The sequence below is a fragment of the Marinococcus sp. LNHM5E3-2.1 genome (assembly GCF_056034365.1).
This window is the reverse complement of the sequence record NZ_JBQLIB010000022.1, coordinates 1-25613: the sequence shown is the minus strand read 5'-3', so window position 1 is coordinate 25613 and position 25613 is coordinate 1. Positions and strand designations below refer to the sequence as shown.

Annotated in this window: 25 protein-coding genes and 1 pseudogene; 14 read left to right on the top strand and 12 right to left on the bottom strand. The window is 45.0% G+C overall.

Annotated features, from left to right (window positions below; genetic code table 11):
* Window positions 1–132: 132 nt before the first annotated feature.
* On the bottom strand, window positions 133–411 hold the full coding sequence (locus tag ACTRXH_RS15560) for a hypothetical protein (protein ID WP_474282935.1): 279 nt from the start codon (window positions 409–411) through the stop codon (window positions 133–135).
* A 794-nt stretch (window positions 412–1205) separates the two neighbouring features.
* On the opposite strand from ACTRXH_RS15560, the gene ACTRXH_RS15555 reads away from it, so the two are divergent.
* From ACTRXH_RS15555 to ACTRXH_RS15545, 3 genes are all read left to right on the top strand, one after another.
* Window positions 1206–1556 carry a helix-turn-helix domain-containing protein gene (locus ACTRXH_RS15555; RefSeq protein WP_474282933.1) on the top strand — a complete coding sequence of 117 codons (351 nt, stop codon included), beginning with the start codon at window positions 1206–1208 and terminating at the stop codon, window positions 1554–1556.
* Window positions 1557–1682: 126 nt separating this feature from the next.
* Entirely contained in the window at window positions 1683–1871 is a 189-nt protein-coding gene (locus ACTRXH_RS15550) for a hypothetical protein (RefSeq protein ID WP_474282931.1), read from the top strand.
* On the top strand, window positions 1871–2566 hold the full coding sequence (locus tag ACTRXH_RS15545; RefSeq protein ID WP_474282929.1) for a nucleotidyltransferase: 696 nt from the start codon (window positions 1871–1873) through the stop codon (window positions 2564–2566). The genes ACTRXH_RS15550 and ACTRXH_RS15545 overlap by 1 nt, the downstream gene beginning before the upstream one ends.
* Window positions 2567–2781: 215 nt before the next feature.
* Here the strand turns inward: ACTRXH_RS15545 and ACTRXH_RS15540 are convergent, their stop codons facing one another.
* The 4 genes from ACTRXH_RS15540 to ACTRXH_RS15525 all read right to left on the bottom strand — a co-directional run bounded on the left by ACTRXH_RS15540 (window position 2782) and on the right by ACTRXH_RS15525 (window position 7336).
* Window positions 2782–4029, bottom strand: coding sequence for an oligosaccharide MFS transporter (locus ACTRXH_RS15540; protein WP_474282927.1), 1248 nt, complete (start codon window positions 4027–4029; stop codon window positions 2782–2784).
* Window positions 4030–4096: 67 nt separating this feature from the next.
* Window positions 4097–5551 (bottom strand): glycoside hydrolase family 32 protein, encoded by a 1455-nt coding sequence (locus ACTRXH_RS15535; RefSeq protein WP_474282925.1) that lies wholly within the window; start codon window positions 5549–5551, stop codon window positions 4097–4099.
* A 148-nt stretch (window positions 5552–5699) separates the two neighbouring features.
* The gene (locus ACTRXH_RS15530) at window positions 5700–6677 is read right to left on the bottom strand and encodes a LacI family DNA-binding transcriptional regulator (protein WP_474282923.1); all 978 of its coding nucleotides are present in this window, start codon (window positions 6675–6677) and stop codon (window positions 5700–5702) included.
* A 53-nt stretch (window positions 6678–6730) separates the two neighbouring features.
* Window positions 6731–7336 carry a recombinase family protein gene (locus ACTRXH_RS15525; protein ID WP_474282921.1) on the bottom strand — a complete coding sequence of 202 codons (606 nt, stop codon included), beginning with the start codon at window positions 7334–7336 and terminating at the stop codon, window positions 6731–6733.
* A 291-nt stretch (window positions 7337–7627) separates the two neighbouring features.
* Between ACTRXH_RS15525 and ACTRXH_RS15520 the strand changes: the two are divergent.
* Window positions 7628–8811 (top strand): annotated as a pseudogene (locus tag ACTRXH_RS15520) (IS256 family transposase).
* Window positions 8812–9460: 649 nt separating this feature from the next.
* Window positions 9461–10690 (top strand): mechanosensitive ion channel, encoded by a 1230-nt coding sequence (locus ACTRXH_RS15515; protein ID WP_474282919.1) that lies wholly within the window; start codon window positions 9461–9463, stop codon window positions 10688–10690.
* Window positions 10691–10751: 61 nt separating this feature from the next.
* Here the strand turns inward: ACTRXH_RS15515 and ACTRXH_RS15510 are convergent, their stop codons facing one another.
* Both ACTRXH_RS15510 and ACTRXH_RS15505 read right to left on the bottom strand, forming a co-directional pair.
* Window positions 10752–11069 (bottom strand): hypothetical protein, encoded by a 318-nt coding sequence (locus tag ACTRXH_RS15510; RefSeq protein WP_474282917.1) that lies wholly within the window; start codon window positions 11067–11069, stop codon window positions 10752–10754.
* A 414-nt stretch (window positions 11070–11483) separates the two neighbouring features.
* A complete protein-coding gene (locus ACTRXH_RS15505) occupies window positions 11484–13070 on the bottom strand; it encodes an L-lactate permease (RefSeq protein ID WP_474282915.1) in 1587 nt (528 codons plus the stop codon).
* Between the two features lie 362 nt (window positions 13071–13432).
* Here ACTRXH_RS15505 and ACTRXH_RS15500 point away from each other — a divergent pair, with 362 nt between their 5' ends.
* Both ACTRXH_RS15500 and mqo read left to right on the top strand, forming a co-directional pair.
* Entirely contained in the window at window positions 13433–14158 is a 726-nt protein-coding gene (locus ACTRXH_RS15500; protein WP_474282913.1) for a FadR/GntR family transcriptional regulator, read from the top strand.
* 170 nt (window positions 14159–14328) lie between these two features.
* Window positions 14329–15843, top strand: coding sequence for a malate dehydrogenase (quinone) (gene mqo, locus ACTRXH_RS15495; protein ID WP_474282937.1), 1515 nt, complete (start codon window positions 14329–14331; stop codon window positions 15841–15843).
* A 218-nt stretch (window positions 15844–16061) separates the two neighbouring features.
* Here mqo and ACTRXH_RS15490 read toward each other — a convergent pair whose 3' ends face one another.
* Window positions 16062–16565, bottom strand: coding sequence for a small multi-drug export protein (locus ACTRXH_RS15490; RefSeq protein ID WP_474282911.1), 504 nt, complete (start codon window positions 16563–16565; stop codon window positions 16062–16064).
* Between the two features lie 59 nt (window positions 16566–16624).
* On the bottom strand, window positions 16625–17149 hold the full coding sequence (locus ACTRXH_RS15485; RefSeq protein WP_474282909.1) for a TetR/AcrR family transcriptional regulator: 525 nt from the start codon (window positions 17147–17149) through the stop codon (window positions 16625–16627).
* 438 nt (window positions 17150–17587) lie between these two features.
* Here ACTRXH_RS15485 and ACTRXH_RS15480 point away from each other — a divergent pair, with 438 nt between their 5' ends.
* The 6 genes from ACTRXH_RS15480 to ACTRXH_RS15455 all read left to right on the top strand — a co-directional run bounded on the left by ACTRXH_RS15480 (window position 17588) and on the right by ACTRXH_RS15455 (window position 21755).
* The gene (locus ACTRXH_RS15480; RefSeq protein WP_474282907.1) at window positions 17588–18133 is read left to right on the top strand and encodes a MerR family transcriptional regulator; all 546 of its coding nucleotides are present in this window, start codon (window positions 17588–17590) and stop codon (window positions 18131–18133) included.
* Window positions 18134–18476: 343 nt separating this feature from the next.
* Complete coding sequence (locus ACTRXH_RS15475) at window positions 18477–19307, top strand: hypothetical protein (RefSeq protein ID WP_474282905.1); 831 nt, start codon at window positions 18477–18479, stop codon at window positions 19305–19307.
* A 26-nt stretch (window positions 19308–19333) separates the two neighbouring features.
* Window positions 19334–19684 carry a hypothetical protein gene (locus tag ACTRXH_RS15470; protein ID WP_474282903.1) on the top strand — a complete coding sequence of 117 codons (351 nt, stop codon included), beginning with the start codon at window positions 19334–19336 and terminating at the stop codon, window positions 19682–19684.
* Between the two features lie 765 nt (window positions 19685–20449).
* Entirely contained in the window at window positions 20450–20722 is a 273-nt protein-coding gene (locus ACTRXH_RS15465; RefSeq protein ID WP_474282901.1) for a hypothetical protein, read from the top strand.
* Window positions 20723–21091: 369 nt separating this feature from the next.
* The gene (locus tag ACTRXH_RS15460; protein WP_474282899.1) at window positions 21092–21535 is read left to right on the top strand and encodes a hypothetical protein; all 444 of its coding nucleotides are present in this window, start codon (window positions 21092–21094) and stop codon (window positions 21533–21535) included.
* A gap of 34 nt (window positions 21536–21569) precedes the next feature.
* The gene (locus ACTRXH_RS15455; RefSeq protein ID WP_474282897.1) at window positions 21570–21755 is read left to right on the top strand and encodes a hypothetical protein; all 186 of its coding nucleotides are present in this window, start codon (window positions 21570–21572) and stop codon (window positions 21753–21755) included.
* A 628-nt stretch (window positions 21756–22383) separates the two neighbouring features.
* On the opposite strand, the gene ACTRXH_RS15450 is transcribed toward ACTRXH_RS15455, so the two are convergent.
* Window positions 22384–22545 (bottom strand): hypothetical protein, encoded by a 162-nt coding sequence (locus ACTRXH_RS15450; protein WP_474282895.1) that lies wholly within the window; start codon window positions 22543–22545, stop codon window positions 22384–22386.
* 204 nt (window positions 22546–22749) lie between these two features.
* On the opposite strand from ACTRXH_RS15450, the gene ACTRXH_RS15445 reads away from it, so the two are divergent.
* Window positions 22750–23034: a DUF5839 family protein gene (locus ACTRXH_RS15445; RefSeq protein ID WP_474282893.1), complete on the top strand. Its 285-nt coding sequence runs from the start codon at window positions 22750–22752 to the stop codon at window positions 23032–23034.
* Window positions 23035–24769: 1735 nt separating this feature from the next.
* Here the strand turns inward: ACTRXH_RS15445 and ACTRXH_RS15440 are convergent.
* Window positions 24770–25330, bottom strand: coding sequence for a flavodoxin family protein (locus tag ACTRXH_RS15440; RefSeq protein ID WP_474282891.1), 561 nt, complete (start codon window positions 25328–25330; stop codon window positions 24770–24772).
* Between the two features lies 1 nt (window position 25331).
* A partial coding sequence (locus ACTRXH_RS15435) for a LysR substrate-binding domain-containing protein (protein WP_474282889.1) occupies window positions 25332–25613 on the bottom strand: 282 nt, incomplete at its 5' end.

Sequence of the window (25613 nt, the reverse complement as noted above, 5' to 3'; positions counted from 1 at the left end):
CTTTTTAGTATACGACCCTTCGGGGCGCTTGCCTACAAAAAAACTGTCGAGAAAGGAGACTTTCTCGACAGCCTGAAGAGCAAGCAGTTCAAAACTGCTTGCTCTTGCTTTCTTCTGTATTCATTTGCTTGTTTACTTTTCCTTTGGTAATTTCAATAAATTATCTTTTTGAGTGCTATTCTGAGTAGATCTTACATACTTTCCTTTACCGGTTCCGACTGGTTCTAATTTAGGATAAGGAGAAATATCTATAGAGATAACGTTACCTTTACTCACATGATCGTGTACGATTTCTCTTTTTTGCCATCCATTAAAATCAGGATGTCCCTCAATTTTAATAGAATCAATTCCTCTTACGTCATCAGATTCTTCTTGTCCTATACGCATACGAATTGCTGTTGCTTTTGCCATAGATTTCTCCTTTCAATGACCAGTGATTTGAAAGTTACTAAGTTCATTGTATTTTGTTATTTCTGGAATTGTCTACCAATCTTAAAATGGCTCAAGATATAGAAGTCTGTCAACGATAATCGCAGAAACGGAAGATGTTCCGTTTCGAGAATTAAGGAGTTGATAGACTCTCACGGTTTCCAGGCTGTCGGCGATAGCGAAAAAGTTTTACTTTGGCAAAGTAACAATGGTCTAGTAGCCGTGGAGGTAGGACGATGATCGAGATGGGCATGAGTATTTCTCTCAAAAAGGATACGAAAAAGATCATTTTTAACATATATTTTTATGAAACGACAAAAAAACATATTGTGTTGATGAAAAATAAACCGCCCAACGCCCATGCTACGATCATTCGTCCTATTCGATACTTGTGATAGACATAGATAAGAGTAAATAAGATTGGTATCACCGTACAGATAAATAGGACACCTTGAATCTTATCTTCTACCGTATAATGTGTTTGATCCAATAAAAGCATCAAATTCCATGAAATAAATAAAAGGATTCCGTATATATAAAGAACGGATTGTGTACTGGTCATCGAACACCTCCATAAATATTCAAAATCATTTTTTTCTATGATAGTAGCAAATCATTTTAAAAGGAATATTATGGATAATGTTTAACTCAATCCTTATCATAAAAAGGAATTGCTTAGGAAATCGATCGTTTCTTTAGAGGTTTTTTGATCAGGGTTATCTTTATGTTCCACTAATAGTCATTCTCTACAAGATAAAAGACTTTAAGATCCACTCATGGAGCCCTTGCTAAATAAAGAAAAAATCCTAACAATGGAGCGTGATGCAGCGATGGCACGCCATGAAGCAGAACAACGGCATGTAGATCTCTTTGGCGAACAAAACGTTCTGGAGGCGAAAACTCGAGGACGCCTGGCCGTTCAAATCAAACAGGCGCGAAAAGCCCAAGAATGGACCCAGCAGGCACTGGCTCAACAGATTGGAATGTCGGTGTCCACGATTCGACGCATCGAAGCGGGATCGACAATGCCAAGCGTAGGAACATTAATAGCGATAGGCCAAGTGCTTTCCATTACCTTCATCATCGGAGAGTCATCGGAAAATAGGGATCCTTTTCCTGAGGCATGAGCGTTTTCAACAGCCTTATTTTCTACCCCCCCATAATAATGGGAATAAAGGTGCTTCTATACCTTTGTTTTATTGCTTATGATAAAATAACCATAAGGAAATAAGCCCTTGAGAGGGGGAAATCTGATGCGAAACATGACCATCGAACAAATTAATTCAAATATCGAGAAGCGTCAATCGATGGTTGCGACCGTCAAAGAAAAAAAACAACAGGGTTCGACCGATATGCCTGGATGGACGAATGAACGCACAAGGGAAAGAACGCAAACCGAACAAGATTTATTACAACGGTTTGCCAAGAGAGGGTACAAGTAATGGCTGCCTCCTCATCGATCCAGGACTCCCGTTTGTATCTTGCTCAGTTGGATCCGGAAAATAAGTTCGATACGATGATGAAAATGGCAGGCGTGGTCACCAAGCACTTAGAAGAAGCAGGTATCCAGCCCATCGTTGTCGGCGGTTTATCCGTAGAACTTTATTCTAGAGAGCAATACACCACGAGAGATATCGATTTCGTCGCCCCTAATCATCATCAAATTAGCCGGATTTTAGACCAATTGGGGTTTCGATCCTATGGCAAAGACTTTTACCATGATGAATTAAATGTATCGATTGAAGTTCCTTCAACTACTTTAACAGGCGATCCGGAGAAGATAGTAAACCTTTCTTATGAAGGCTTTACGATTAACATTATAGGCATTGAAGATATTATCATTGATCGCATTCAGCATGCGTTAAATACAAAAACAACGTTAGATTTAGATGATGCAAGGATTCTCATGATTACCCAATATGACGAGATTGATTGGGCGTATTTCAACGTCCATATGCTTATGCAAGAACCTTACTCCATGATGGGAGTCGATGCGAAAAGAGCGATGTATTGGATCGAGAATATGCATCGACGAATTGAAGAAGCGGACGAATCAGACACCGTAGAAACAATTGCGGCATCGACCGACATCGACAGGCAGTTAGCCAGAGGGACGATCAATGTCGAAGACTTATGAATCGTGGGGTTTTGTTCAGGTATTACACGCAGCCTTTTCTATTGGGGAAGTGTCGCCTGATACAAATGATAAAATATCGTTATAACAGGGTAGTTGTTATCAATAAAAAAAGAGATATCCTTAAATTGATATAAGGATATCTCTTTTTTATTACCTATCAGAAATGACCACACAGGAATGGATATCCTGTTTGTAAACGCAATAATTTGTATAGATTAAGTTTTATCTGGAGCCGTTTCATACGTTTCCATATATTGAGGCTCCTGGTTGTCGTTGTTAAGCGTAAGAAACGAGAAGAGGACGAAGACAGTGACCACCGACCCAAGAATGTAGAAGGTCGTTTCATAGCTCGTTAAATCATAGACGTAGCCCACGAGCCCTGAAAATAGAATGACGCCTAATTCGCTGGAGACCTTAAAGCCGACCAGATATACGGTAGCGGAAAGTCGTACGTCGAAATTGGCAGTAATATACTTAAATACAGCGATCAGCAACAACGGAAGCTCGACGGCATGGAGCATCTTCATGAACGAAATTCCAACGCCACTGGTAACGGTGGCCGAGCCAAGAATGCGGAAGGCCATAATACTTCCGGCTAGGACGAGGGAGCGTTTGATCCCTATTTTGTTAACAATAAATGGAGCTAAAAAGAGAAACATGGCTTCGACAAAGACCTGGGCTGAATTTAAAAATCCGTAAATAGTGTTTCCCTGGTCTTGATTAGCAAATAGCTCCACAAAGTACACCGGAAACAGCTGCTGATCGTACACGGTATAAATGCAAACGGTTCCAAACAAATAAATTAACAAGAACCAAAAGACTTTATTGGTAAATAAGAATCGAAGATCTTTCTTTGAAATATTTGTGGTTTGTTTTTGTTCCTTGGTCGAAATGTCGACCTTAAAGAAAAGATTCAATGCTAAAAATAACACGCCAGCCGCCGAAGCCAGCCAAAAATTGATGTGAGGATTGATGCTCATCAGGGCTCCGGCTCCGAGCGCAGCGACCGCATAGCCTAATGATCCCCACATACGGGATTTTCCGAACTCAAAATCGTATTTCCGGCTCAACTTTTCGGTGTACGATTCTAAAAACCCGGCCCCTGCCACAAACCCAGCGCCTAGATAAATAGCCCCTAATACAGCTCCCAGGTAAAACGATGATAATAGTAACGGTTCATAGACATAGATGACAAAGGGGGCGATGCCGACCAATAATATACTCTGGAACCACACCAGGTTTTTCTTGGTTCCCAGTTTATCCTGAAGCAGCCCATAGCCGATCATAAACAAGAGGGCAAAAAATGAATTAAACGAATAAATATTGCCAACCTGAGCACCGGATAGGCCCAATGAATTGTTGAGCCATATCGCATAAAAGGACCACCAGATCGACCAAGTCACGAAAAATAGAAACAGATACCCCGATGAAAACCAATACTTGCTGTTTTGGAACGTATTCATGCGTTGCACACTCCTTTAGATGAGATGGAAAGAAGAATAGAGCCTTTTCCCTTAACGGTACCTGCTATTAGTTTACCGGCGTGTGCTGATCGTTCCATATGGACACACGGTCGATAATATTTACGTTGTCTAACACAAGTGGTTGGTCTTTGGAGAAGACTTCCAAACGAGAGAGTGAGCCCTTCGGAAAGAGTAAGGTCGTCGAAACACTCAGGCCGTCATTGATAAACAATTCGATGGATGCATGATCGAGCAGGCAATGAACTTTTTCGACCTTCCATTGATGCAGAGAACCAGTGTGTTCGCCTGGGAAGTGAGGGGAAAAGTCGGTCATGCCCTCCGTCCGGTGCACCGTGTAGGTATTCTTGGATTCATCAAATTCCACGGTAAATCTCTCTTCCAAGTCACTAATGAAATGCATCCCCCAACCAGTACTGCTATTCTTTTCTCCCACAGTCAATTGAATGTCCGAGAGCGGGCTTATATCGAAAGCGGCAATATCGTTGGTTGGCACCAACCTCTGGCTCCCGACCATGTGGTTCTGTTCGTCCCATAAATCATTAGGTAAAATAGGAGTCTGTTTTAATACATATGCTTCGTTCACTTGTTGAAGATAGAGCCGACGGACCATGCTCATCGAACTGCGCCAAGGAGAAACGGGAACCTTCCCTGCGTATTGCCAGTTGTTCATCCATCCGATCCAGTATCTGGATGCGGTGTTTTCCCATGAAACAGCAGCGTAAAAATCGGTGCCTTCGTCTGCCCATTTGATGGCCTCCGTTGGTGTTTCATTCGCGTGAAATTGGACCCCATCAAAATCGCCGGTGAAATATTGGACGGCAGAGCCGCCGTTAGGGCCCCCGTCGTTAATGCTCACGATAAGGACCCATTGTTGCGTGGCAGTCGATTCCACGGTTAAAGGAAAAAGGTCCGGGCATTCCCATACGCCCACGTGGGAACCATACTCTTGGCCAAAGGAAGATTGGTACGTCCAGTCAATGAGATTGGGGGAATGATAGAATTGAATGTGATCGCCGCATGCCAAGGACATTATCCACTTTTGGGTCTCTTCATGCCAAAACACTTTGGGATCCCGAAAGTCCTTGATGGTTTGATTCTCAATCACAGGGTTATGTTTGTATTTTTTCCATGTACGTCCGTGATCCTCGCTGTATGCGATGCTTTGCTGTTGAGTAGCACCATCCTGCGTATAGATGGCTACCATTCCTCCAGATTCTTGTTGAAACAACCCACTGCTGTTCCCCATATCGACGACAGCTCCTCCGGAAAAAATAGTGCCAAGTTCGTCTGGTTCTAAAGCGACAGGTAGTTCTTTCCAGTGAGTGAGATCCTGACTAATCGCGTGCCCCCAATGCATATGGGCGTGGTCGTTCCCATAAGGGTTGTATTGATAAAATAAATGATATTCTCCCTCGAAATAGACTAAACCATTAGGATCGTTCATCCAGTTTTTTCTTGGGGAATAGTGCAGTTGCTGGCGGAACGGTTCTTGATAGTACATACAATAACCATCCTTTCTTAGTTAATTTCTTTTTTTGAAAGCGATAACAAATAATGATTATTAGCATCATCTTATATTTTTCATGATATGTCAACCGGTTGACATATCAAAATAAAAAAACCAGTGAAGACGTTCACTGGTAGAAGGCTTACGTGGTATGTCCTTTTTTAACCTGGATAGGAAGCACGTTTTCTTTTTCTGGTTGGTTTTCATGCTGCATTTGTTTTTCCAGTACAGCAAGGGCAGTTTCTGCGATGGCAGCAATCGGTTGAACAATCGTAGTCAATTCTGGATAAATGGTTTGAATGAGGTCCGTGCCGTCATACCCCACGACTTTTAAATCGTTAGGAATACTGTAGCCAAGGCTGGTTGCATATTGGATTACTTTAATAGCGAGTAAATCATCACTCGCAAAAATGCCGTCAACGTCCGGGTGGTCTTGGAATATTCTTTTAATGGTCTCCATATTGATATTCAAATAGGCCACGTCTGGTATTTCGTAGGTCATGGGTTCCTTATGATTTTTGCACATCACGTCTTCATAAGCTTGCCGTCTTAAATTAGCAGGGGTATCCAGTGTTAAAGGTCCATTAATATGTATAGGTTTCTGGCACCCTTGGGATAATAGTTCCTGCGTGGCTGCCTCTCCTCCCTTATAATTATCCGAGCTAACGACATGCATATGGCTAGAGATATAGTGGTCGATGGCTACAGCCGGAGCAGAGTGATTTTTAGGAACTAATCCCCGGTTATAAGTGACGACAATAACGCCATCTACTTGGTTTCGCTGGAGCATATCCCAATATTCCTGCTCTTTATTGGCCTCGTGCAGGCTATTACAGAGCAGCACTTTGTACCCCTTGGTATTGCAGGCATGTTCAATTTCAGCCACGAGTTCCCCATAAAACGGGTTGCTGGTCGAGGGAACAATAACGCCTATCAAATTCGTTTTTTGATTGTATAGAGAGCGTGCGAGATCATTCGGGATATAATTAATCGTTTCCATAGCATCATATACTTTATCTTTGGTCGATTGGCTAATATATCCCCGATTGTTGAGCACGCGAGAGACCGTTGTCGGGGAAACTCCGGCTGCTTTGGCCACGTCTTGGATTTTAGGTTTCATTATTTTACTCCTCATTCATAATATAATTTCACGGACTGTAATTATAAATTAAATCACCTTATATTTTCATATCGTTTCACTAATCGATAAAAGGTACTGTTCGATAAATGTAAGCGTCGCATGGCATCCACGGCCTTAATTTCTCCAGCTTTCCATTCCCAATAAGCTTCTTCAAACGCTTCCGTGATCGGCGTTTCTGGTCGGCCAAACTTCACGCCTTGGCCCTGAGCGGCATCGATACCTTCGCGCTGCCGGGTGCGGATCCGCGTCCGTTCTTCTTCCGCCATCCATGAGAGAATCTGCAGCACCAGGTCGACAATAAACGTTTTCATCGTATCGTCCTGCTCTTTGGTATTTAATAATGGCATATCCAGCACCACAATATCACACTGAATCGTTTTCGTGATTTCGTTCCATTCCTGAAGAATCTCTTCCTTGTTCCGGCCGAATCGATCCAGCGAATGAATGTACAGCACATCCCCTTTCCGCAGGATGCGTTTCAACAGCTGGTACTGGTCTCGCTGAAAGTTTTTGCCACTGGCCCGGTCAATAAAAATATCCCGTTCCAAGATTCCAGCTTCTCGCATCGAAGCTAATTGCCGGCTTTCATTTTGATCTTTGCTGCTGACGCGTATGTATCCGTAATTCCGATACTCCATAGTTATGTACTCCCTTTTTGGAAATGAATGAAGAAATGACGGCTAAAAACCATCCATAACCTCCTTGTTCATTATGATACATGTCAAAACCGATTTCTAGATGTTTTGAAAGGAAAAAACCATGGATTTGACCATGGTCTTTATATGTATCAAAAAGTGTACTTTTTGATAGGGTGGTAATATACTGAGAGCGTAAAATATTTTGTGTAAACGAACGAAGACGAAAAAAGGAAGTCCTTTTCTAGTAGAATGAAGTTAGCCGACCACATTCACAGAAAAGAGGACTTCCCTATGAATGATTTTACTACAGATATTGCTCACGCTCTAGTCCAACATCAGGATATCAACGAGATCTTCCGATCTCATCTGGAACAGGCCGTCAACCAGCTGCTTCAAACCGAACTAACATCCTTTCTGGATTACGAGAAATACGATCCCGCCGGTATTGGTTCCGGCAATTCCCGCAACGGCACGTACGAACGCACCCTAAAAACCGAATTTGGAGAGCTGGCGCTGGCCATCCCCGGGACCGGAACGGCGATTTTCACCAACAGACCGTGGCGCCGTACAAACGGACGAATGACACGCTGGAAGCATTTGTGATGCATATGTACCACAAGGGCGTCACGACCGCGGAGATCGCCGATCTCCTGGAACGCATGTACGGCCATCATTATACGCCGCAGACCATTTCCAACATGACCCAGACGATGGAAGCCGAAGTGGAGGCGTTTCGACGCCGGCCACTGGCGAAGCGCTATGCCTGCATCTATCTGGACGCCACGTTTATCGCCTTAAAACGGGACACGGTGGCCAAAGAAGCCGTGTATATCGCGGTCGGGATCCAGGAAGACGGCTCCAAAGAAGTCCTGGGGTACCTGCTGGCTCCGACTGAATCGGCGGGCAACTGGCAGGAACTCCTCGAGGACCTTCAGGTCCGCGGCCTCGACGAAATACTCCTGGTCGTTTCTGATGGACTGGCCGGCATGAGCGATGCGATCCACGCCGTGTATCCGAGTGCCCGGCATCAGACGTGCTGTGTGCATGTCTCCCGCACGCTTGCCCGCAAAGTCCGGGTGCAGGATCGTGCGGCGGTCTGTGCCGATTTCAAAACCGTGTACCGGGCCAACAGCCGGGAGGAAGCGGCCGGGGCCCTCGAGACGTTTATCGCTGCATGGTCTTCCCGGTACCCATCGGTCCGCCGGGTGCTCAACGAGCACCCCACGTTACTCACCTTTTATGATTTTCCGCCCGCCATCTGGCGGAGCCTGTATTCCACCAATCTCATCGAATCGTTCAACAAGCAGTTGAAAAAATACGTCAAACGCAAAGAACAGTTTCCGAATGAAGCATCCATCGAACGGTTTTTGGTCAGCCGGTTCGATGCCTACAATCAAAAGTTTTCCACCCGCTGTCACCTGGGCTTCGCCCAGGCCCAACATCAATTGGAAGATATGTTTCAACCGCAGGGTTAACTTCCCGGCTGGAAGAGGACAGCCGTTTACACAAAATTATTGACGGTTCCAATATACTCTATTATTTGCCCTGCTATTGTAAAAGCTATTTGTTATTATTTATAATTATGGTATCTGAAATTTTCTAATCAAAGAACACTAATCGACTTTGTTTTCTATCCAAACCTACTAAACCAAATTCTACTTGCTATAATGCTCTCCTCTATAATCACTGACGATCTTCCCATTTTGAAAAAACACCTCCCTCCTTTCTATGGACGCGTCGTGGGCGTACGTATACCACTCCTTGACTCACTCGCTTGATTTCCTCAAACGTTATTCTTCCGGAAACAAAAAGATTATAAAAAGCCCTTAAATCTCCCGGCATCGATGGTTCCCACTCGTCTGGATTCCTTTCAAATAATTGAAGCAACTGTTGCTCGCGCTCTGTATTTCTCATCATCAATCCTCTTTCTACCTATGGTTATTGTTAAATGGTCTTTCAAATTCTTTGGCTTTCTCCCTATCTCATGACAGGTCTTTTTTATCGACATACACTTAAGAGCGCAAATAAAGTTTAATGAATGATTGATCCGTTAATATATAGTTATATACTGGTAACCACTACCAGTATATAACTAGTTTGATTCATTTTAAGGAGGAATGTTGTATGAACGCATGGCAGGATTCATTGTCCAGTTTCTTGAACCAGATCGCCAATGCCGTCCCAGGTATTATCGCCGCCCTTTTATTACTTATTGTGGCCTGGGTGGTCGCCAAACTCGTCAGTGCCATCGTACGTAAACTTGTCCAAAAATCAGGATTGGAGCGAAAACTTTCCTCAACAAGTGACGAACGAGCCTCAAAAAAGGAAGGTCCAGCCGCTTCCATCGGTAAAGCTGTCTATTATCTAGTATTTATCTTGTTTTTACCGGGTATTCTAGATGCGCTTGGCATGGCTTCCGTTTCCGAGCCTATTTCCAACATGATGGATAAACTTCTTGGCTTCCTTCCCAACATCTTGGCAGCCACCATTATCATTGTGGTCGGCTATTTCGTTGCCCGGTTTGTTCGCGACCTCGTCGCAGGCTTATTGGACAGCCTTCGCATTGATCAACGTTTCCGGCGCATGATGAAACAGTCGGAAGATGCGGAGGACGGGGTCTCTCTGTCCAAGTTGCTGGCAAATATTTTGTTCGTGCTCATCTTACTGCCCATTATAACGACCGGTATTGATGCTCTGCAAATTGAAGCGGTTTCCGCTCCGGTATCGAACATGCTGAACATGATTCTCGCGGCAATTCCTACCATTGCCGTTGCCATCATTCTGCTTGCGATCGGGTATTTGATTGCCAAAGTCGTCGTGGATTTGTTGTACAGCTTGTTAAAAAATGCAGGCGTAAATTCGCTATACCAAAAATATGTTGGCACTGCATCTTCAACAGCCAGTCAGGTGGATGCTGCCAATGTCATTAGTCAAACGGTTCGGGTCCTTATCCTGTTGTTCTTCGTGATCGAGGCTTTTAACACTCTGCAATTCGAGGTGCTCAACCAAATTGGAAACACCATTCTTGGGTATCTGCCGCTCGTTTTCAGCGCCCTGATCATTTTAGCGCTTGCTGTCGTCGGTGGCCATTTTGCTGCGTCGCTTATCCAGCGTACCACCAATAGTACTGGCTCTGGGCTCATTGCCAAGTATGTGATTTGGGTCGTCGCCGGTTTCATGATCTTTGATCAGCTGCAGTTCGCTTCCATGATCGTGAACATGGCCTTCCTGCTGATTTTGGGCGGATTAGCCGTGGCTTTTGCCATTTCTTTCGGGGTTGGTGGCCGCGGCTTTGCCCAACGGCAACTCGAAAAATTGGAACTGAAAATGAAAAAAGATCAATCTGGAGAATAATGGTGAAACCACTAGCGACGGCTTTCAAGAAGCCGTCGCTGGTTTTTTCATTCGTCGTTTTCTACATGGTTTTGTCCCTTGTATTTTTGTGAATTAACACTCGTGAAGATACTCCTGTAACGCCTGTTGGAGCGTCCCCATCGTTAAAGATCCAGGCTGTGCGACGCAAAGCGTGTACCCATTCGAGCTGGAACGAAAGATCTATGGTAACTACAGCCCCCGCCTTTTCTTCTTGGTGGGCAAAAGCACGCAAGCGTTCTCGCTCTCCTTCACACGTATAGGCAAGAACCTGCTGAGCACTGTAAAGAAGATCAATCTGGGCCTTTTGCAAGATGAGACGGATATCCGAGCGAATCTCTACCGCCTCCGCCAGGAGCATTTGTTCAAACAGCTATTTGTTTGCGTCAAAAAATGACTGCAGCGTCATCGAAGCATCAAATGTAAACAACATTCATCCCCCCTACTCGATGTAACGTTTAACGATTTTCTCCCGTAATTGACCATTGGATGATAGGAAATAAGGATCCGAATCTGTAGGAGATTGTTTATATGTTCCGCACGCCTTTGTTCCCGGCGAACGCCATGGATCCTGATTTGTTCCTTAGAAAGTAAAAAACCACAATTCTCCCCTAAAGAAATTCTGTGTTGGGACATCGGCTAGCCGTGCTTTTATGTTTTTAAGAATGATCCGGAACCACCTCCGAAGCATGATTTTCTTTATTTTAAGATGTATTAGGAGATAATGAATGGGTTGAAGTTGGACACTAATACCAACTTCAACCCATTGGTCGTTTTATAAAATGTTCATCAAAATGAATCCACCAATACCCACCAGGATCCCGTACAGGAGTGCCGGTCCCAAGGTTTTTCGGATAACGTTTCCTTCCTCTCCCTGCATTCCTACAACAGCACTTGCAGCAACTACGTTATGCACACAAATCATATTTCCCGCGCCGGCTCCCACTAGCTGGGCAGCAAGCACCACGTGGACATTCGCGCCCGTGGCCTCTGCGATATTATACTGAATCGGGGAGAACGTAAGCGTGGAAACGGTAGCGCTTCCGGTGATAAAAGACCCTAGCTCCCCGAGAAACGGAGCAGCAAAGATCCACATCGGGCCGAAGACGGCTGCCATCCCCTGCGCAATGTACTCCGGCATACTCATCAAATCGCTCGCATTCATCCCGGAATTACTGAACACATGAACCATGGCAAGCGTGGCTGCCAGGGTCACAGCGGTAATTTTAATCGTCGATAACGATTGTGTGGCTGCCCGACCAAAGTGGCCCAGCGATTTTCGCTGAACGACGACGGCCAAGATGGCCGCGACCGTGAGGACGGTGCCGGGAGAATAAAGTAGCTCCCACTCCGACGTGACCCCTTCCACCCCCAAAATATTCGTCCAGGTTAAATCAATGGCGGTCTGGGTGAATTTCTGAAACCAAGGAACAATACGGGTGAGAAGCAATAAGAGAACAACAATGATATACGGAAGCCACGCCCGGATTAATCCCATCTCGGATCGTTCGTGACTTATCTTGAAATCCTCCTGCATAGCATCGGTCCATGTGGACGTTGGGAGCAACCATCCTTTTTTAGCAGTCACCGCGGCCACCACCAGTCCCGTTAACGAACCAAGAATCGCTACAAACTCCGGGCCAAACAAATATGCATATACTAATGCGGATCCGTTATACGTGATCCCAATAAGCAGGGTCCAGGGAAGCATCACCATAGCGTCCTTGATACCCTTTCCTTTACCAAAGAACAACGTCAGAACGAGCATTAGGATAAAAGGAATGAACATGCCCGCGAATAAATCAATGAGGGTGACCGTAAAACCGACATCCTGATAAAAGGCAGCATCCGCTTCGGGCAAAGTGCTTAAGCCGACCAACACGGGCGTTCCTACCGCTCCGAAGGCGACGGCAGTACTGTCAGCAATGAGCGCTGTCGCCACCGCCGCCAAGGGCTTAAAACCTAGCGCGAGCATTAACGGCGCCGTCACCATCGCCGGGGTACCAAACCCTGCCGCCCCTTCAATTAACGATCCGAACAAAAAGGCGACAAAGATCAATTGGACCCTCATATCCTGAGAAATACTCTGGAACCCCTGATTAATGCGATTCACTGCCCCCGTGTTCCGGAGGGTATTCAAAAGAACCAGAGCTCCAAACAAAATGAATAAAATGGTCAAGGTTTTATGTACACCCTGGAGGATCGACGAAGCAATCACTTGGCTTTCCATTCCCCACACGGTTATCGCTAATAGAATGACAACAACGGCACTGATAGACATCCCTTTAATTGCCGGCATTCGCAGCAGGACCAACAACAGAAATGGTACAATCACAGCGCTTAAGGCCACGATCATTAACATTTGATTTCCTCCTCTTTGATATCATGATGCTTTCGCTCTTACCGCTCATCAAGGATAGGGGTAATATGGTCATCAGATGACCATATTCCATATAGTAATCGCTTACATTCATATTTGCAATATGTTTTGTGACCAAAAGATGCTTTTTCTAGTTCTTTGTTCAAAAACAGCTTGATAATTGAAAGCGGTTTCTACTGATGATACAATGAATTCATGCTCCTCATCTGATGACCATATCTATAGAAAATAAAATAGTTATCGTTTTTATGCTTTGCCTAAAGCAGGGCAGCGAGACCAACGCTGACGCACAAACGATCAAGAACGTAGAGCGATCCCAGCATCCACGAGAGGAGAAGCCATTAATGCCTATCGAACGTATTGAAACGAAAAAAATCGCTGAAGTGGTTCGAGAAAAAATTGAAGACATGATCAGACGTGGAGAAGTACAACCCGGGGACAAACTGGATTCCGTCATTGCGCTTTCGGAACAGTTCGATGTAAGCCATTCCGCCGTTCGGGAAGCGTTAAGTGCATTACGAGCCGTCGGCATTATCACGATTCGTCAGGGAGAAGGCACCTTTGTGAACCAATACGATGCTTCCACCATCACAGAAATGATGAACAGCCCTACCCTTCTTTCGACGCAAACCATGAAAGAACTGTTTGAAGTCCGTCATGTGCTGGAGAAAGGAGCTGCCGAACTGGCTGCACTTCGACGGACAGACGGTCACCTGGAACAGATGCGGGACGCGCTGGAACAAATGACGCAGGCGTCCAACGGTTCGGGGGGTCTCGGCGAACAGGGCGATGTTCGTTTCCATCTAGCCATTGCCGAAGCCTCCGGAAATTACCTTCTCCAACAAATGATGAGTCGGCTTTCCGATACCTTGCAAAAAACCATGTATGAAACCAGAAAAGTATGGTTGTTTTTCGAACAACGATCCTCTCAACACCTGATTGACGAACATCAACAAATCTTTCATGCCATCGAAAACCACCAGAACGAATTGGCTGCTGAGGCCATGAGCAGACACCTCATCAATGTGGAGCATGTGCTGTCTCAAGGGATGAAACATCGAAACGTGTAGACGATCTACCATGCGTTTCTGCCTTCATTGCCATGGTTCAGCGGAAAGCCAATCACAATCATTAAAAGAGGGATTAGGTCTGCCAATCCTTCGCAAGATAAACATCTGCAAAATCAGCGTCACAGACGCATGACAGGTTTATTTTCTGTATAAACTCAACTTGTTGCATCATCCAAAGGAGGAAAACGATGCGTAATCATGACACAACGACCGACATCATTCTGATCGGCGCCGGCATCGTGAGTGCGACGCTCGCCACGCTTCTGCAAAAGCTGGAGCCGGAGTGGCGCATTACCATTTTCGAAAAGCTCGATTCTGCAGGACAGGAGAGCTCGAATGAATGGAACAACGCCGGCACCGGGCACGCGGCACTTTGTGAGCTGAACTACACCCCCGAGCAGCCGGACGGCTCTCTTAAAACCGGCCGGGCGGTCGAAATTAATGAACAGTTTCAGATTTCACGACAGCTCTGGGCGCATTTGGTGGACCAGGGCGACCTTCAAAACCCGGAAGAGTTTATCCGTCCCCTGCCCCACATCAGCTTTGTGTACGGCCAGGATCACGTAAACTTTCTGAAGAAACGGTTCGAGGCCCTCGACGGCCATCCCCAGTTTCAGGGGATGGAGTTTTCCGACGACCCCGAGCAAATCAGGCAGTGGATTCCGTTAATGATGGAGGGACGTGACTCCGACGAGCCGATCGCAGCCACGAAGGTCGACCACGGAACCGATATCAATTTCGGGGAACTCACGCGCCAGATGCTTGCCAACCTGGAGAAGCAAAATAATGTCGAGATCCGCTACAATCATTCCGTCGACGATATTGCCCAGCGACCAGACGACACGTGGGAGGTGAAGGTCCGAAACCACCAACAGGAAACGCTCGAGGAACATACGGCTTCCTTCGCCTTTATCGGCGCCGGCGGCGGGGCCCTGCCGCTGCTGCAGAAAACCGGGATTCCCGAAAGCAAGCACATCGGCGGATTTCCGATCAGCGGCGAATTCCTTGTCTGTGATAATCCCGAGGTTGTTCAAAAGCATCATTCCAAGGTGTACGGCAAAGAACCGGAGGGCACGCCGCCGATGACGGTGCCGCATCTGGACCGGCGTCATATCGAAGGCAGGGATACGCTTCTGTACGGCCCGTTCGCCGGATTTACGCCCAAGTTTTTGAAGCAGGGATCGCCGATGGACCTGTTTGGCTCGGTCAAGCCGACAAACGTGCTGACGATGCTTGCAGCCGGCGCAAAGAATACCCCGCTGCTCAAGTATCTCGCCCAGCAGCTGAGCATGACCAAGGAACACCGGATGGAGGAGTTGCGCAACTTTGTGCCGGATGCGTCCAGTGAGGACTGGGAGCTTCTCGTCGCCGGCCAGCGCGTGCAGCTGATTGAGGATACCGAGGAAGGCGGCCGGGGCGCCCTGCAGTTTGGCACCAAGCTGATTCATGCCGAGGACCGCACGATGGCGGCTCTTCTCGGTGAATCGCCAGGCGCTTCGGTGTCTGTGTCGATTATGCTTGAAGTGCTGAACAAATGCTTCCCCGACCACCTCGAGGCGTGGGAGCCAAAGCTGAAGGAAATCATTCCGTCCTACGGCGAATCCCTTGAGGACAATCCCGAACTGCTTGATATGGTGCACGATGCCACCTCGCGCACCCTTAAGTTAACGGCGCTTAAAGCATAAAAAAACCATTAATAGAATGACGACAGGAAGGAAGCACCAATGTGCCAAACGGCGCCTGATGCTTCCTTAACATAATCGCGATTATTAGAAGCTTCTCACAACAAAATGGGCATCTCAGCTCCTTCCGAAGCTGAGATGCCTGAGTGAGTTTCATCCATATTTTTTGACTAATTGTTGACGTGAATAAACGCTTGATATTTTTGATGCGCGACGAGGCATCATTCTATCCATTGATCGATCCACATATCATCGCCCGAGGTAAAATTATCCACGCCCAGAGATGCTAATACTGCAAAAACGGTGCTCCAGATCGTAATACTTGCACTCATCCAGTAAAACACCGGTTTTCGCTTCCCTCCTAAGGTTACACACATCAAAGCTGTCAAATGGCTGCCGACAACCATTGGCCCTACCATGGACAAACCGGGCATTCCATATTTGTCCCATAGTCGCTGCGCTCGTAATGAGCGTTTATTGGATCGTGCCATTTTTCCTTTCCGTTCTCTTCTCTTGGCTCTCCATTCGTTGAAGTGATTAAGGAACACGAGAAGCAACAGTACCGTGAAAATGTTTCCGAGAATTCCAACCAATAGGCTCGGTACGAATGATAACCCGGCTAAAATAACCGCGGCAATGACGCCGTACGCTTCCAAAAATGGCAGCGCCGCAAAAACAAAAACGAGAAAATAAACCCATAGCATATCTAGCAAGCTCAATCCCATCCCTTTCCCTTCTGTGAACGAATATCATTTTACTAAACCTTTTCGCTATATAAGCCGTGTTATAAATCCTGCTTTCGTTGATCATACTCCTGCTGCAGAAAATCAAATGTTTCTTTCAATTGATTTATCGAATAATTGGCTCCCGGCAACCATAGACCATCTGTAGCTAGAACTACGAGACGGGCCATTGAAGAAGAGTTTTCCCGAAACAAATGTCTTTGAATATCTGTATAGAATATCCCCCAGGCGCTTTGTAGTTCCTCGGTCGAGTAATAATGCAAAAGAGCTGAGTAGGCTTTCATTTCATTTCGTTCATAATGACGTAAACAGGCATCAATATAAGACTTCGTGTATGATTTTCCTTTCTGTTGCTCCTCTGCAATAGTATCCCGTGTAACTCGGATGATATAGTCGTTCAATTCACGTATAAGATCTTCTTTTGAAGGAAAATGATAAACGAATCCTCCCTTGCTAATGTTTGCTTCCTGACAAACGCGGTTCATTGAAAAATGGTCCAAGCCTTGTTCTGCAATGACATTCACAGCTGCTTGAAAAATGAGATCCTTTTTTTCCAAACTTCGCATATTCACATCTCCCTTTTTAATACCGACCAGTTTGTATTAAATTTAACTTAAAAAAATTGATTGTCAAATCTTTCATAATCGGTTCTACATTTTTGGACCACCGTGATTGGAGAACACCTCCAATCACGGTGGTCATTTATAAGCATAACGGCCCTTATCGGAAGTCATAATGCGTTACATGACAACAGTATTCCCCTCAGTATACTTTATATATAATGTTATGAAACTCATGTTACTAATACTAACAACCTTTATAAAGTGCATAACATTATATATTTTACATAAAAGGTTAAAATTAAATAATTCTTCAGGATTAGCCGATCAATAATACAAATTCACGATGTATACAAACGTTTATAGAACACATATTACTCTATATCATATATGTGCTATACTCTACACAGATATTTATATAACACACGAAGGGATATGTGTTACATGGAATTACAGTATAGACTGAGTGATTTAGCAGAAGAACTAGGTTTAAAGGAAACTACGGTGCGTAAATATTTTAAGCTCATTGAAAAGCGAGGATATTATTTTCATCGTGATCCAGTAGGTTATTTAGTATTCAGCCAAGACGATGTGAATTTATTTAAAGAAATTATTCAAAAGAAAAATCATCCTGATAACACTTTAGAAGAAGCTATCGATTCTATTGTTAACGTTGAAGATATTTCTTCTGAAAAAACATCTGAAGGTGAGCATGGTTTAGTACCTTATGAAAAATTTGAATCCATGAGAGAAGAAATCTTTGAACTTAAAAACTTTATTTACGAACAACAATTAGCATCTGAAAAACGTGAAAATATGTTGTTAGAAAAAATGGATAATATTCAAGAACAATTAAATCATCAACAAGAACAAAAGTTATTAGAAGAAGAAAAAGAGAAAAATGAATTAGAGGAGTTCAAAGAAGAAATTAAAAATAAAGAAGAAGAGACTAAAAAGAAAAGCTTTTGGGTTAGACTTTTCGGTGGATAGGAATAGCTTGCTTAAAGAATAAGGTAATATGAAATTAGAAAAATAGTTTCTCAAATAAGATTTGGATTAAAATTAGCGTACAAGGAAAACTGTTCCAAGCATTATTGCTTATAATTTTTCATTGAGTTAAGATAAGTCTAATACACGGAAAAAGCAGCCAGTGTTGACGCACTGACTGCTTTAGAGTTTCTCTGCTGGCGGGCAGAAAAGAATATGATTTGTAAGTAGTTTACCTAATTCCTATATTATTTGCAAGGGGACAGGTTTATTATTTGCACGTTTGTCTTTTCACATACCTTATTCAGGGAGACTCTCAATCAAATTAATGATGGGAGTTTTTTTAATGGATATTTTGGATTTTCTTAGAGCAGACGGAAGTATTGTAGTAAATAAAAAATTAGCACATGAAATTGGACTTAATGAAGCTGTAGTTTATTCAGAGTTAGTTAGTTTATATAAATACTGGAGTGAACGCGAAGAGCTCACCGAAGACGGGTTTTTCTATTGCACATATGAAAATATCGAGCGTAATACTACACTCAAAGAAAAAGCGGCACTAAGAGCAATTAACAAACTAGTGAAATTAGAACTCATTGAAAAAGTGAGTCGTGGTTTACCTAGAAAAAATTACTATAAAATTACTCCTGGTATTTATCGTTTAATGAGCGACTGGAGCCAAGATGGCAATAAATATAAAAAAACGACCAAGGACCTCCCAAATGGCGGTACTGATAATGACAGTAGTTCAACCGTTAATAAAAGCTTAAATAACCGCCAAATTCAGAACCTTCCAAACGGCGGTTCTAATACCGACGAAATAGACGTGAAAGAACATCCAAAACGACCGTTAAATAATACTGAACTAAATAATAATAAATTAAATAATACTGAATTTGTTAACAAGGACGTTAACAATATTCGATTAAGCTATCGAGAAACGCAAGAAATCGAAAATGAATATATGGAGGAAGGATTATCACCAGAAGTGATTCAACGAGTTAAGGATGAAATTGCTAACAAAGAAGAATCGGTTCGTCATTACGAAGCGTATCTGCGAACATGCCTGGACAATACCTTACATAAGCACCGCCTGAAACGAGACATGATTGACCAGCCGTATCCGCATTTACCAGCTGACCATCCGCTGAACTATAATTGGCTGCAGGATAACTGATAAACCCAGGAAGGAGGGAGAAGTCGATGACAGGAACCATCTCCAAGATCAATCGAAGTGTGAAACAGTTGGAAAAAGAATTAACGGCTATCGGTTTTAGCGTCAAGGTCGAGGCAGCTTCCGATGGCATGACGCAGTATTTGATCGTGAATGAGGGCCAGGTTCCAGGTATTACCGTGAATGATCGTCGATCCAAGGGGAAAAAACAGGCTCAGTGGGCCGCCGAAGTCGTGGTCACCGATCCCACGGAGACGTATGAGATGAAGACCTATAAGGATCCGGAAACCAAGCAGCCGTTTACCCACTATGTCTTTTCCTCCCACAAAGCGAACAAGATCCCGAAACTCTGGAAATGGTTTCGCGAAGAGACAACGTAACCATGTTGATTCATGAGGAAGCCCTGGAGCCCATACAGCCATCCTCCGAGCATTTTTTTCGGTTATTAGGACTCGGAATAAGACGAATCAACAAACAGGGATTCTGAGGCTTGTGAGAGCCTTTAAACGTTTCCGGTGTTCGATGGGAGGAAAGAAGCTAGCGAATAAGCTTCTTTCGTGCAACAAGAGACCATGTCATGGTACGTATCAGCGGATGGTTTGGCACAAACGATGGGCCTGTTCGAGGGAGGAATGGGACCATCTTCTGGTGTTCTGGTTGCAACGAAACAAACGATAAAAACCCTTCGATTGTATTGGATGGCTGCGGAAGAAACATGGGAATAGAAACAAACATAAGCATTGGTTGGAGAGGCAACAAGGACTGGACAACGTGACATCGTTGTTCGTCCATGGAATCGTTTTGATGCCCGATTCACCGTGCGTGTTGAACGACGTAGACGTACGCTTGTTGGTTCCCCATGGAACAGCTTCGGCTTCATTTTTGCCCAAGTACCTGTTGAAGAACGAGCATGGGCTGTTCACAAAAGCGTGAACAAGCCCCCGATTTGTTCACCAATCCGTGAACAAGGTGTTCACAAATCGGTGAACAACAGCCATTTTGGTGTACCCAGACGAAAACCCCGGCACTGCCGGGGATAGAACGAAGTGATATCATTTTTCCCTTATGCTCTTGCAACGATTTTGATGTTGCGGGGGTGCTGTCATGAATAAGCATTATTTTGTTACACCAAAGGAGGATAAATCATGGACATTAAAGTGCGGGAATTAAGCCCCATCGTGGTCCAAACAATCGACGAACGAGCCAAAAAACGTGGGCTTTCCCGGCAACAGTATCTGAAAGAATTGATCGAAAACTATGTGATGCAAAAAGAACTAAACGAAACCGACAAAGCGTACAAAACGTTAATCGAAAAAAACACCGAAGCGCTCCATCGGTTCAGCGATCAAATGCAACGACAAAACGAATGGCTGGAAAGCATGAGTGAGGAGTTGGATCCCACACAGGAAAAAGGGTAACGGTCGATCACCCATGGCATGTCGGAGCCCTTGATGGTTCATGGAAAGATGCGTGCGAATGATCATTGTTTTCAGGCACCGGTACTTCCGAGTGGTCATAAAAATCGGTCTCATGATCAACGAATGGAAGCATCATGAGTGCGGTTAGGTGCCCAGGATGGAACGGCAAAAGGCTCATGATTCGACCGCTCTTCTGTCATGAAACAGGCTTCTCTGGAACACCTGCCCTGCAAAAGCTAACATCCAGAAAGAGCAGCAAGTAAGCCAATCGTCATTCGATAACCTGGGCCGAAGGCGTATCGATTGGGAGCCCTTCGACGTTCAAAAACAAGCAACGAACCATTCCCCATTAGTAGAGGAGGTCTACGTATGCCAAGCATCCAATCCCGTCTCCGGTTGTCACCGGAAGCAGCCGAATATGTGCAGCAATTACAAGAGCAGCGAAACCAAAAAACACGATCGAAAACGATCGAGGAAATCCTTTTAGAACATAAGCATCAAAACGAAATCAATCAACAAGTCAGCGATACCACAACCAAGATTATGGACCACATGCACCAGAAAGTAGAACAGGAAATGCATGATCATTTTCAACGGTTACAACGAGGCGTGAACAATACCGACCGTCATTCGCAGGTCATTCTGGAAGTATCGAACGGCTTGATGATTTACAGTGATATTCCTCATATGATGACGACCAGTGATTATGAATCGCCTACGTTAACGACGGACAGGGAAGAAGTGAATGATCGCATTGCGCATCAAAAACAGCGCAAAGATGACGCGAAAAACAAGCGCTGGGATCGATCATAGTGATGAACATTCACCTCGTAAGGAGGAGGAAGGAATGCAGGACAAAGCAATCCAATTGCCGGATGGTTCTTCAACAAACAGCAGACAAAAAAGTGAAGATACGCTTCATCAAGAAGCACGGAATGGCTGGATAGGACATCGCATGACGAATCAACCGATGCTTGGTTTCACGGAAAGTATGCTTGCTGTTTTTTATAAAACCGAGGTCGATGATGGATGAAAAAATAACCACATGACGTACGTATACTCAGTGTTGTTCGACGAACAATGGATTCGTGTGAATTCCTTTCGGCCGATGTTCTTATCCGTTATCTCAACAAAAACTCAACAGGGAAACAGCAAAAATACAACACCCTACCTGTCACGAAACAAGCTCACTTTAAAACAGCCCCCCTGCAAAAGATAAAAATCAGAAAAGAGCATAAGGGAAAAATGACCCCAGACGAGCTGGGGTGTCCGGCAGTGCCGGACGTTTCGTGGGTACGTCAAAAATGCGTTTTGTGACACCTGTGAGACAGTGCTGTGACGGATTTGAGGCATATAGGCCTTCCTGTGACACTTGTGAGACAGTTTAAAAGGCTTGTTTTGCAGGCCTAAGGTCCAAAAATGAATCAGCTACCATTCATTTTTGGAACAACACATGTTCCATGTTGAAACCAACGGCGCACGTAATCCCCGTTCACCATCAACGGGGTTTCGGGCGCAAAAATCATCCTCCAAGTGAAACAAGCATGCGACGGTTTCGCATGCTGTTGGTGCTATGGTTGTACACGCCATGCGTTGATGACCTGTTCCTTTTTCTCCTTATTGATGACGTTGGAGTGCTTCTGTTGTTGCTCGCTTGGGGATCAACAACGGTCAGGTTTTTCCGCTTCCATCTCGCGAATCCCTGGTCTGGATGTTGCTGTGGTCGTTGGACCAAGATGGTCGCCACGCTCCAGATGATTCATCAGAAGATCAAGCCCTGGTCGTTGTTGATCATCGGTCAATACAGCTACCCATCGGAGCATATGATGAAAGTCATCAAAAACGCCAGGCATGTCTTTAACGGAAACCACCATCGTTCTCCAAACGAGCTAAACGTGTATCAAGACCGAAGCCCATGAAGCAGGGTCTTGACCAGCAACCTGTTTTATCATCGGCTGGATAAAGAATAACGATGGAACCGATAAGTTACCTAATGATTGAATAACCAACGAAGGGAAGAAAGCATCATGAAAACGAACAATACGATTGCCGCCTATCACATTTTCCGCCGGGACGACAACGGCGCCCTGGTATTAAACACGAACCAACTGTATCACTGGAACATTCCGAAACGGCTGCGCGAAGAACCGATCCAACCGGGAGATATTGTTCAAGTGCCAACGAAAAAAGGCAAACGGTCGGTCGTGGTGATGAACGTGTTTCGGGAAGACATCGAAGACACCGGCCGCGAATACAGAAAAGTGATCAAAGTCCTCGAACGAGCCCCAAAGAACAACAACCAGGAATCCTAATCATCTTTGCTGGGATTGTTCATCATTGGGATGAATTAAAAAAATCACAACAAAATACAAAAAAGAAACCTCCAACAGTTACCGGAGGTTTCGAAAATCTGGTTCTGCATGAGGCGGTTGTTTCGTCAAAAGGCCCTCAGGATCCACACCGTCCTTTGTTGATCGTTCGATGACAATTTATAATTTATATTACAACGGAATATAATATTGCTCTGTGGTTTGCTGATGGTTTGGTTTCCAGGGAATTGCTCAATTGAAAATGTCTCTGGGGCAGCTTTGGGAACACTGAGTCACAAGAAAAGCCTTCCCCTGCATCCGCAGGGAAAGACCGGAGGCTGCGATGGGGAACGCAGCCCGGCTGCTGCCTGCCTTGTTGTCAGAGGCTTGCATCAGCCACTTGAAATTGCCATGATTCCCCTCTATAGAGTACATACTCTATGAGGCCAGTCTACCTGTTAAATAAGAAGAATCCAAAATTTTCAACTTATCCTTTTCTCTATCGTACAGTTGTTTTATATCAACGCTCTTCCATAAGAACAAACCAAAGCCCTCCGCAAGCGAACGCGGAGGGCTTTGGCATGAAAGCCGTTGAAAGTCATGGCATCGCATCTCCAAAAAGAGATGAAACACGATCGTACAATATACGTCTTCCCAAGTAGCAAAACACCTAAACATAGACCACGAGCGTCTGCTCGAGGATCGAGAGACGCTCGTGGAATGGACAAAAAATAGTAAGCATTACGATTAAGGGAGATGTTCCGAAGAAACATCAATAGTCCTATTTCCCAAGGTATATAAAAATAAACTTTAATGACGAATAGAATCCATAGGAAATACAATAACAGGCTTGTTCGTTCCAAGCGTAAGCTTTCCCAAGAGAACCGATGAGAACATGGATGGATGATTCCAGGATGAAAAGGGGTTTGGTGAGAACCATGCTCCGGGAATAAATATATTGGATGCCCTGATCACTCATGGGGTATCCCCCTTAAAAAGATGTTGCTAAAGAAAACGACGGGGACCTGATTCCATCCCCTTCGTTTTCTTTTTGCCTAAGAAGGTTTCATGCTACGATAGGTACATAGCCATTGTTCCGATGCCTCCGGACCTTGTTCTATGATGGATAGATAAGCCAAACGAGGATGCTCCTGAAGCGTCCTCGTTTTGTGTTATCAGGATAACGATCCGGACAAGTATCTTGGACGAACGATCGAAGGCTTCCGATGCGATCCGTCTGCCCGCCGTGTTAGCATGGCAGGCGAAGCATCAAAGGAGGATACGTATAGGCATCGGGTTTTTAGGGTGTATCGTTATCGGCATGGTCTTGATGGTCATAAATGTGCACTGGCCACCAGGGGAGGATGAGGGCCTTCGACGGATCCTGTGGCTGATGATGGCGGCTGCGGGCATCGGCGCTGTTCTGTTTCTTCGGGCTATGAGTTAATGGATTCCCACGAAGCATATACGACAGTTTTCCTCGTTGGAAGGAGGATCAAAAATCCAAGTCCGATCCAGGACTTGGATTTTTGATTGATACGCAATGTGGGTCATCATGTCGCTCGAAGTACCTTCGATATATTTAACATAATGACGATTATCAGCAGTTCCCAAATAAAAAGGAAGCAAAAACGCCTCTTTCCGTGAGGGTGTTTGCTTCCTTTTTTTATGCCTTGTCGCTTTTTTGTCTAGGGGCCAGAGGGCTTTCCTGGTTTAACATTGGTTTGCTCTTTCGTTTTTATTTGCGAGAAAGGAGCTTCTTGAATTTCTGTTGGAGCTCATCCGCCTGGTCTAAAGCCCTAACGTCGTTTAACACCTCTTTGGGCCGGCTGCCCTGACCGATGATGGCCCCCTCGTAGTGGAGGCCGATATAACGGCAAATGAGTTCGAACTGTTGGAGAAGCGGGGCGGACACTTCTTCGACGGGTTCATCATTGGCGGCCGTAATCACATAGACGTTTTTCCCTTTCAAACGTTCTTGAAAGGACCAGGCGGGATCATCTTTATACTGAGACCATCGGTCGAAAAATGCTTTAAGGGGGGCCGACATCCCAAACCAGTACAGCGGAGTTGCGAACACATAGATGTCATGATTTAAAAAATCCTCTAGCAGGGTCTCGTAGTGATCGGCCACAGGAGAAAACCCATGCCCTTCATGGCGCTGGTCAATGATCGGCTGGATGTCCCAATCCTGCAGGTAGATCCTGGTAACGTCCAGCCCTTCCGTCGCGCGGTCTGCCAACAAATCAGTATTTCCGTTCCGTCTGGAGCTTCCGTACAAGACCATGATGCTTGGCACGTTACACCACTCCTTCCGATGATAAGGGAATCGTGGCCGTTACCAGCTCCGCAAATGCACTGGCCGCTGGAGAACGCCACTGTTTCTTTTTAACGAGCATATGACTGTAAAGAGGGTCGAACGTTTCCTCGTGGTCGACAAGCCGTAGACGGCCACGGGCGATATCGTTTTCTACGGTCACCTTGGGCAAGAAGGAAAATCCCAGTCCACATTGCACCATCTGCTTGATAGCTTCAATGCTCCACAACTCCATGGGACGAAACACCGGGAGTTCGTGCTTGGC

Bases quoted from the DNA above. Each gene is read 5' to 3' on its own strand.
- ACTRXH_RS15560 (WP_474282935.1), bottom strand. From the start codon at position 411: ATGGCAAAAGCAACAGCAATTCGTATGCGTATAGGACAAGAAGAATCT.
- ACTRXH_RS15555 (WP_474282933.1), top strand. From the start codon at position 1,206: ATGGAGCCCTTGCTAAATAAAGAAAAAATCCTAACAATGGAGCGTGAT.
- ACTRXH_RS15550 (WP_474282931.1), top strand. From the start codon at position 1,683: ATGCGAAACATGACCATCGAACAAATTAATTCAAATATCGAGAAGCGT.
- ACTRXH_RS15545 (WP_474282929.1), top strand. From the start codon at position 1,871: ATGGCTGCCTCCTCATCGATCCAGGACTCCCGTTTGTATCTTGCTCAG.
- ACTRXH_RS15540 (WP_474282927.1), bottom strand. From the start codon at position 4,029: ATGAATACGTTCCAAAACAGCAAGTATTGGTTTTCATCGGGGTATCTG.
- ACTRXH_RS15535 (WP_474282925.1), bottom strand. From the start codon at position 5,551: ATGTACTATCAAGAACCGTTCCGCCAGCAACTGCACTATTCCCCAAGA.
- ACTRXH_RS15530 (WP_474282923.1), bottom strand. From the start codon at position 6,677: ATGAAACCTAAAATCCAAGACGTGGCCAAAGCAGCCGGAGTTTCCCCG.
- ACTRXH_RS15525 (WP_474282921.1), bottom strand. From the start codon at position 7,336: ATGGAGTATCGGAATTACGGATACATACGCGTCAGCAGCAAAGATCAA.
- ACTRXH_RS15515 (WP_474282919.1), top strand. From the start codon at position 9,461: ATGAACGCATGGCAGGATTCATTGTCCAGTTTCTTGAACCAGATCGCC.
- ACTRXH_RS15510 (WP_474282917.1), bottom strand. From the start codon at position 11,069: ATGCTCCTGGCGGAGGCGGTAGAGATTCGCTCGGATATCCGTCTCATC.
- ACTRXH_RS15505 (WP_474282915.1), bottom strand. From the start codon at position 13,070: ATGTTAATGATCGTGGCCTTAAGCGCTGTGATTGTACCATTTCTGTTG.
- ACTRXH_RS15500 (WP_474282913.1), top strand. From the start codon at position 13,433: ATGCCTATCGAACGTATTGAAACGAAAAAAATCGCTGAAGTGGTTCGA.
- ACTRXH_RS15490 (WP_474282911.1), bottom strand. From the start codon at position 16,565: ATGGGATTGAGCTTGCTAGATATGCTATGGGTTTATTTTCTCGTTTTT.
- ACTRXH_RS15485 (WP_474282909.1), bottom strand. From the start codon at position 17,149: ATGCGAAGTTTGGAAAAAAAGGATCTCATTTTTCAAGCAGCTGTGAAT.
- ACTRXH_RS15480 (WP_474282907.1), top strand. From the start codon at position 17,588: ATGGAATTACAGTATAGACTGAGTGATTTAGCAGAAGAACTAGGTTTA.
- ACTRXH_RS15475 (WP_474282905.1), top strand. From the start codon at position 18,477: ATGGATATTTTGGATTTTCTTAGAGCAGACGGAAGTATTGTAGTAAAT.
- ACTRXH_RS15470 (WP_474282903.1), top strand. From the start codon at position 19,334: ATGACAGGAACCATCTCCAAGATCAATCGAAGTGTGAAACAGTTGGAA.
- ACTRXH_RS15465 (WP_474282901.1), top strand. From the start codon at position 20,450: ATGGACATTAAAGTGCGGGAATTAAGCCCCATCGTGGTCCAAACAATC.
- ACTRXH_RS15460 (WP_474282899.1), top strand. From the start codon at position 21,092: ATGCCAAGCATCCAATCCCGTCTCCGGTTGTCACCGGAAGCAGCCGAA.
- ACTRXH_RS15455 (WP_474282897.1), top strand. From the start codon at position 21,570: ATGCAGGACAAAGCAATCCAATTGCCGGATGGTTCTTCAACAAACAGC.
- ACTRXH_RS15450 (WP_474282895.1), bottom strand. From the start codon at position 22,545: ATGCTCCGATGGGTAGCTGTATTGACCGATGATCAACAACGACCAGGG.
- ACTRXH_RS15445 (WP_474282893.1), top strand. From the start codon at position 22,750: ATGAAAACGAACAATACGATTGCCGCCTATCACATTTTCCGCCGGGAC.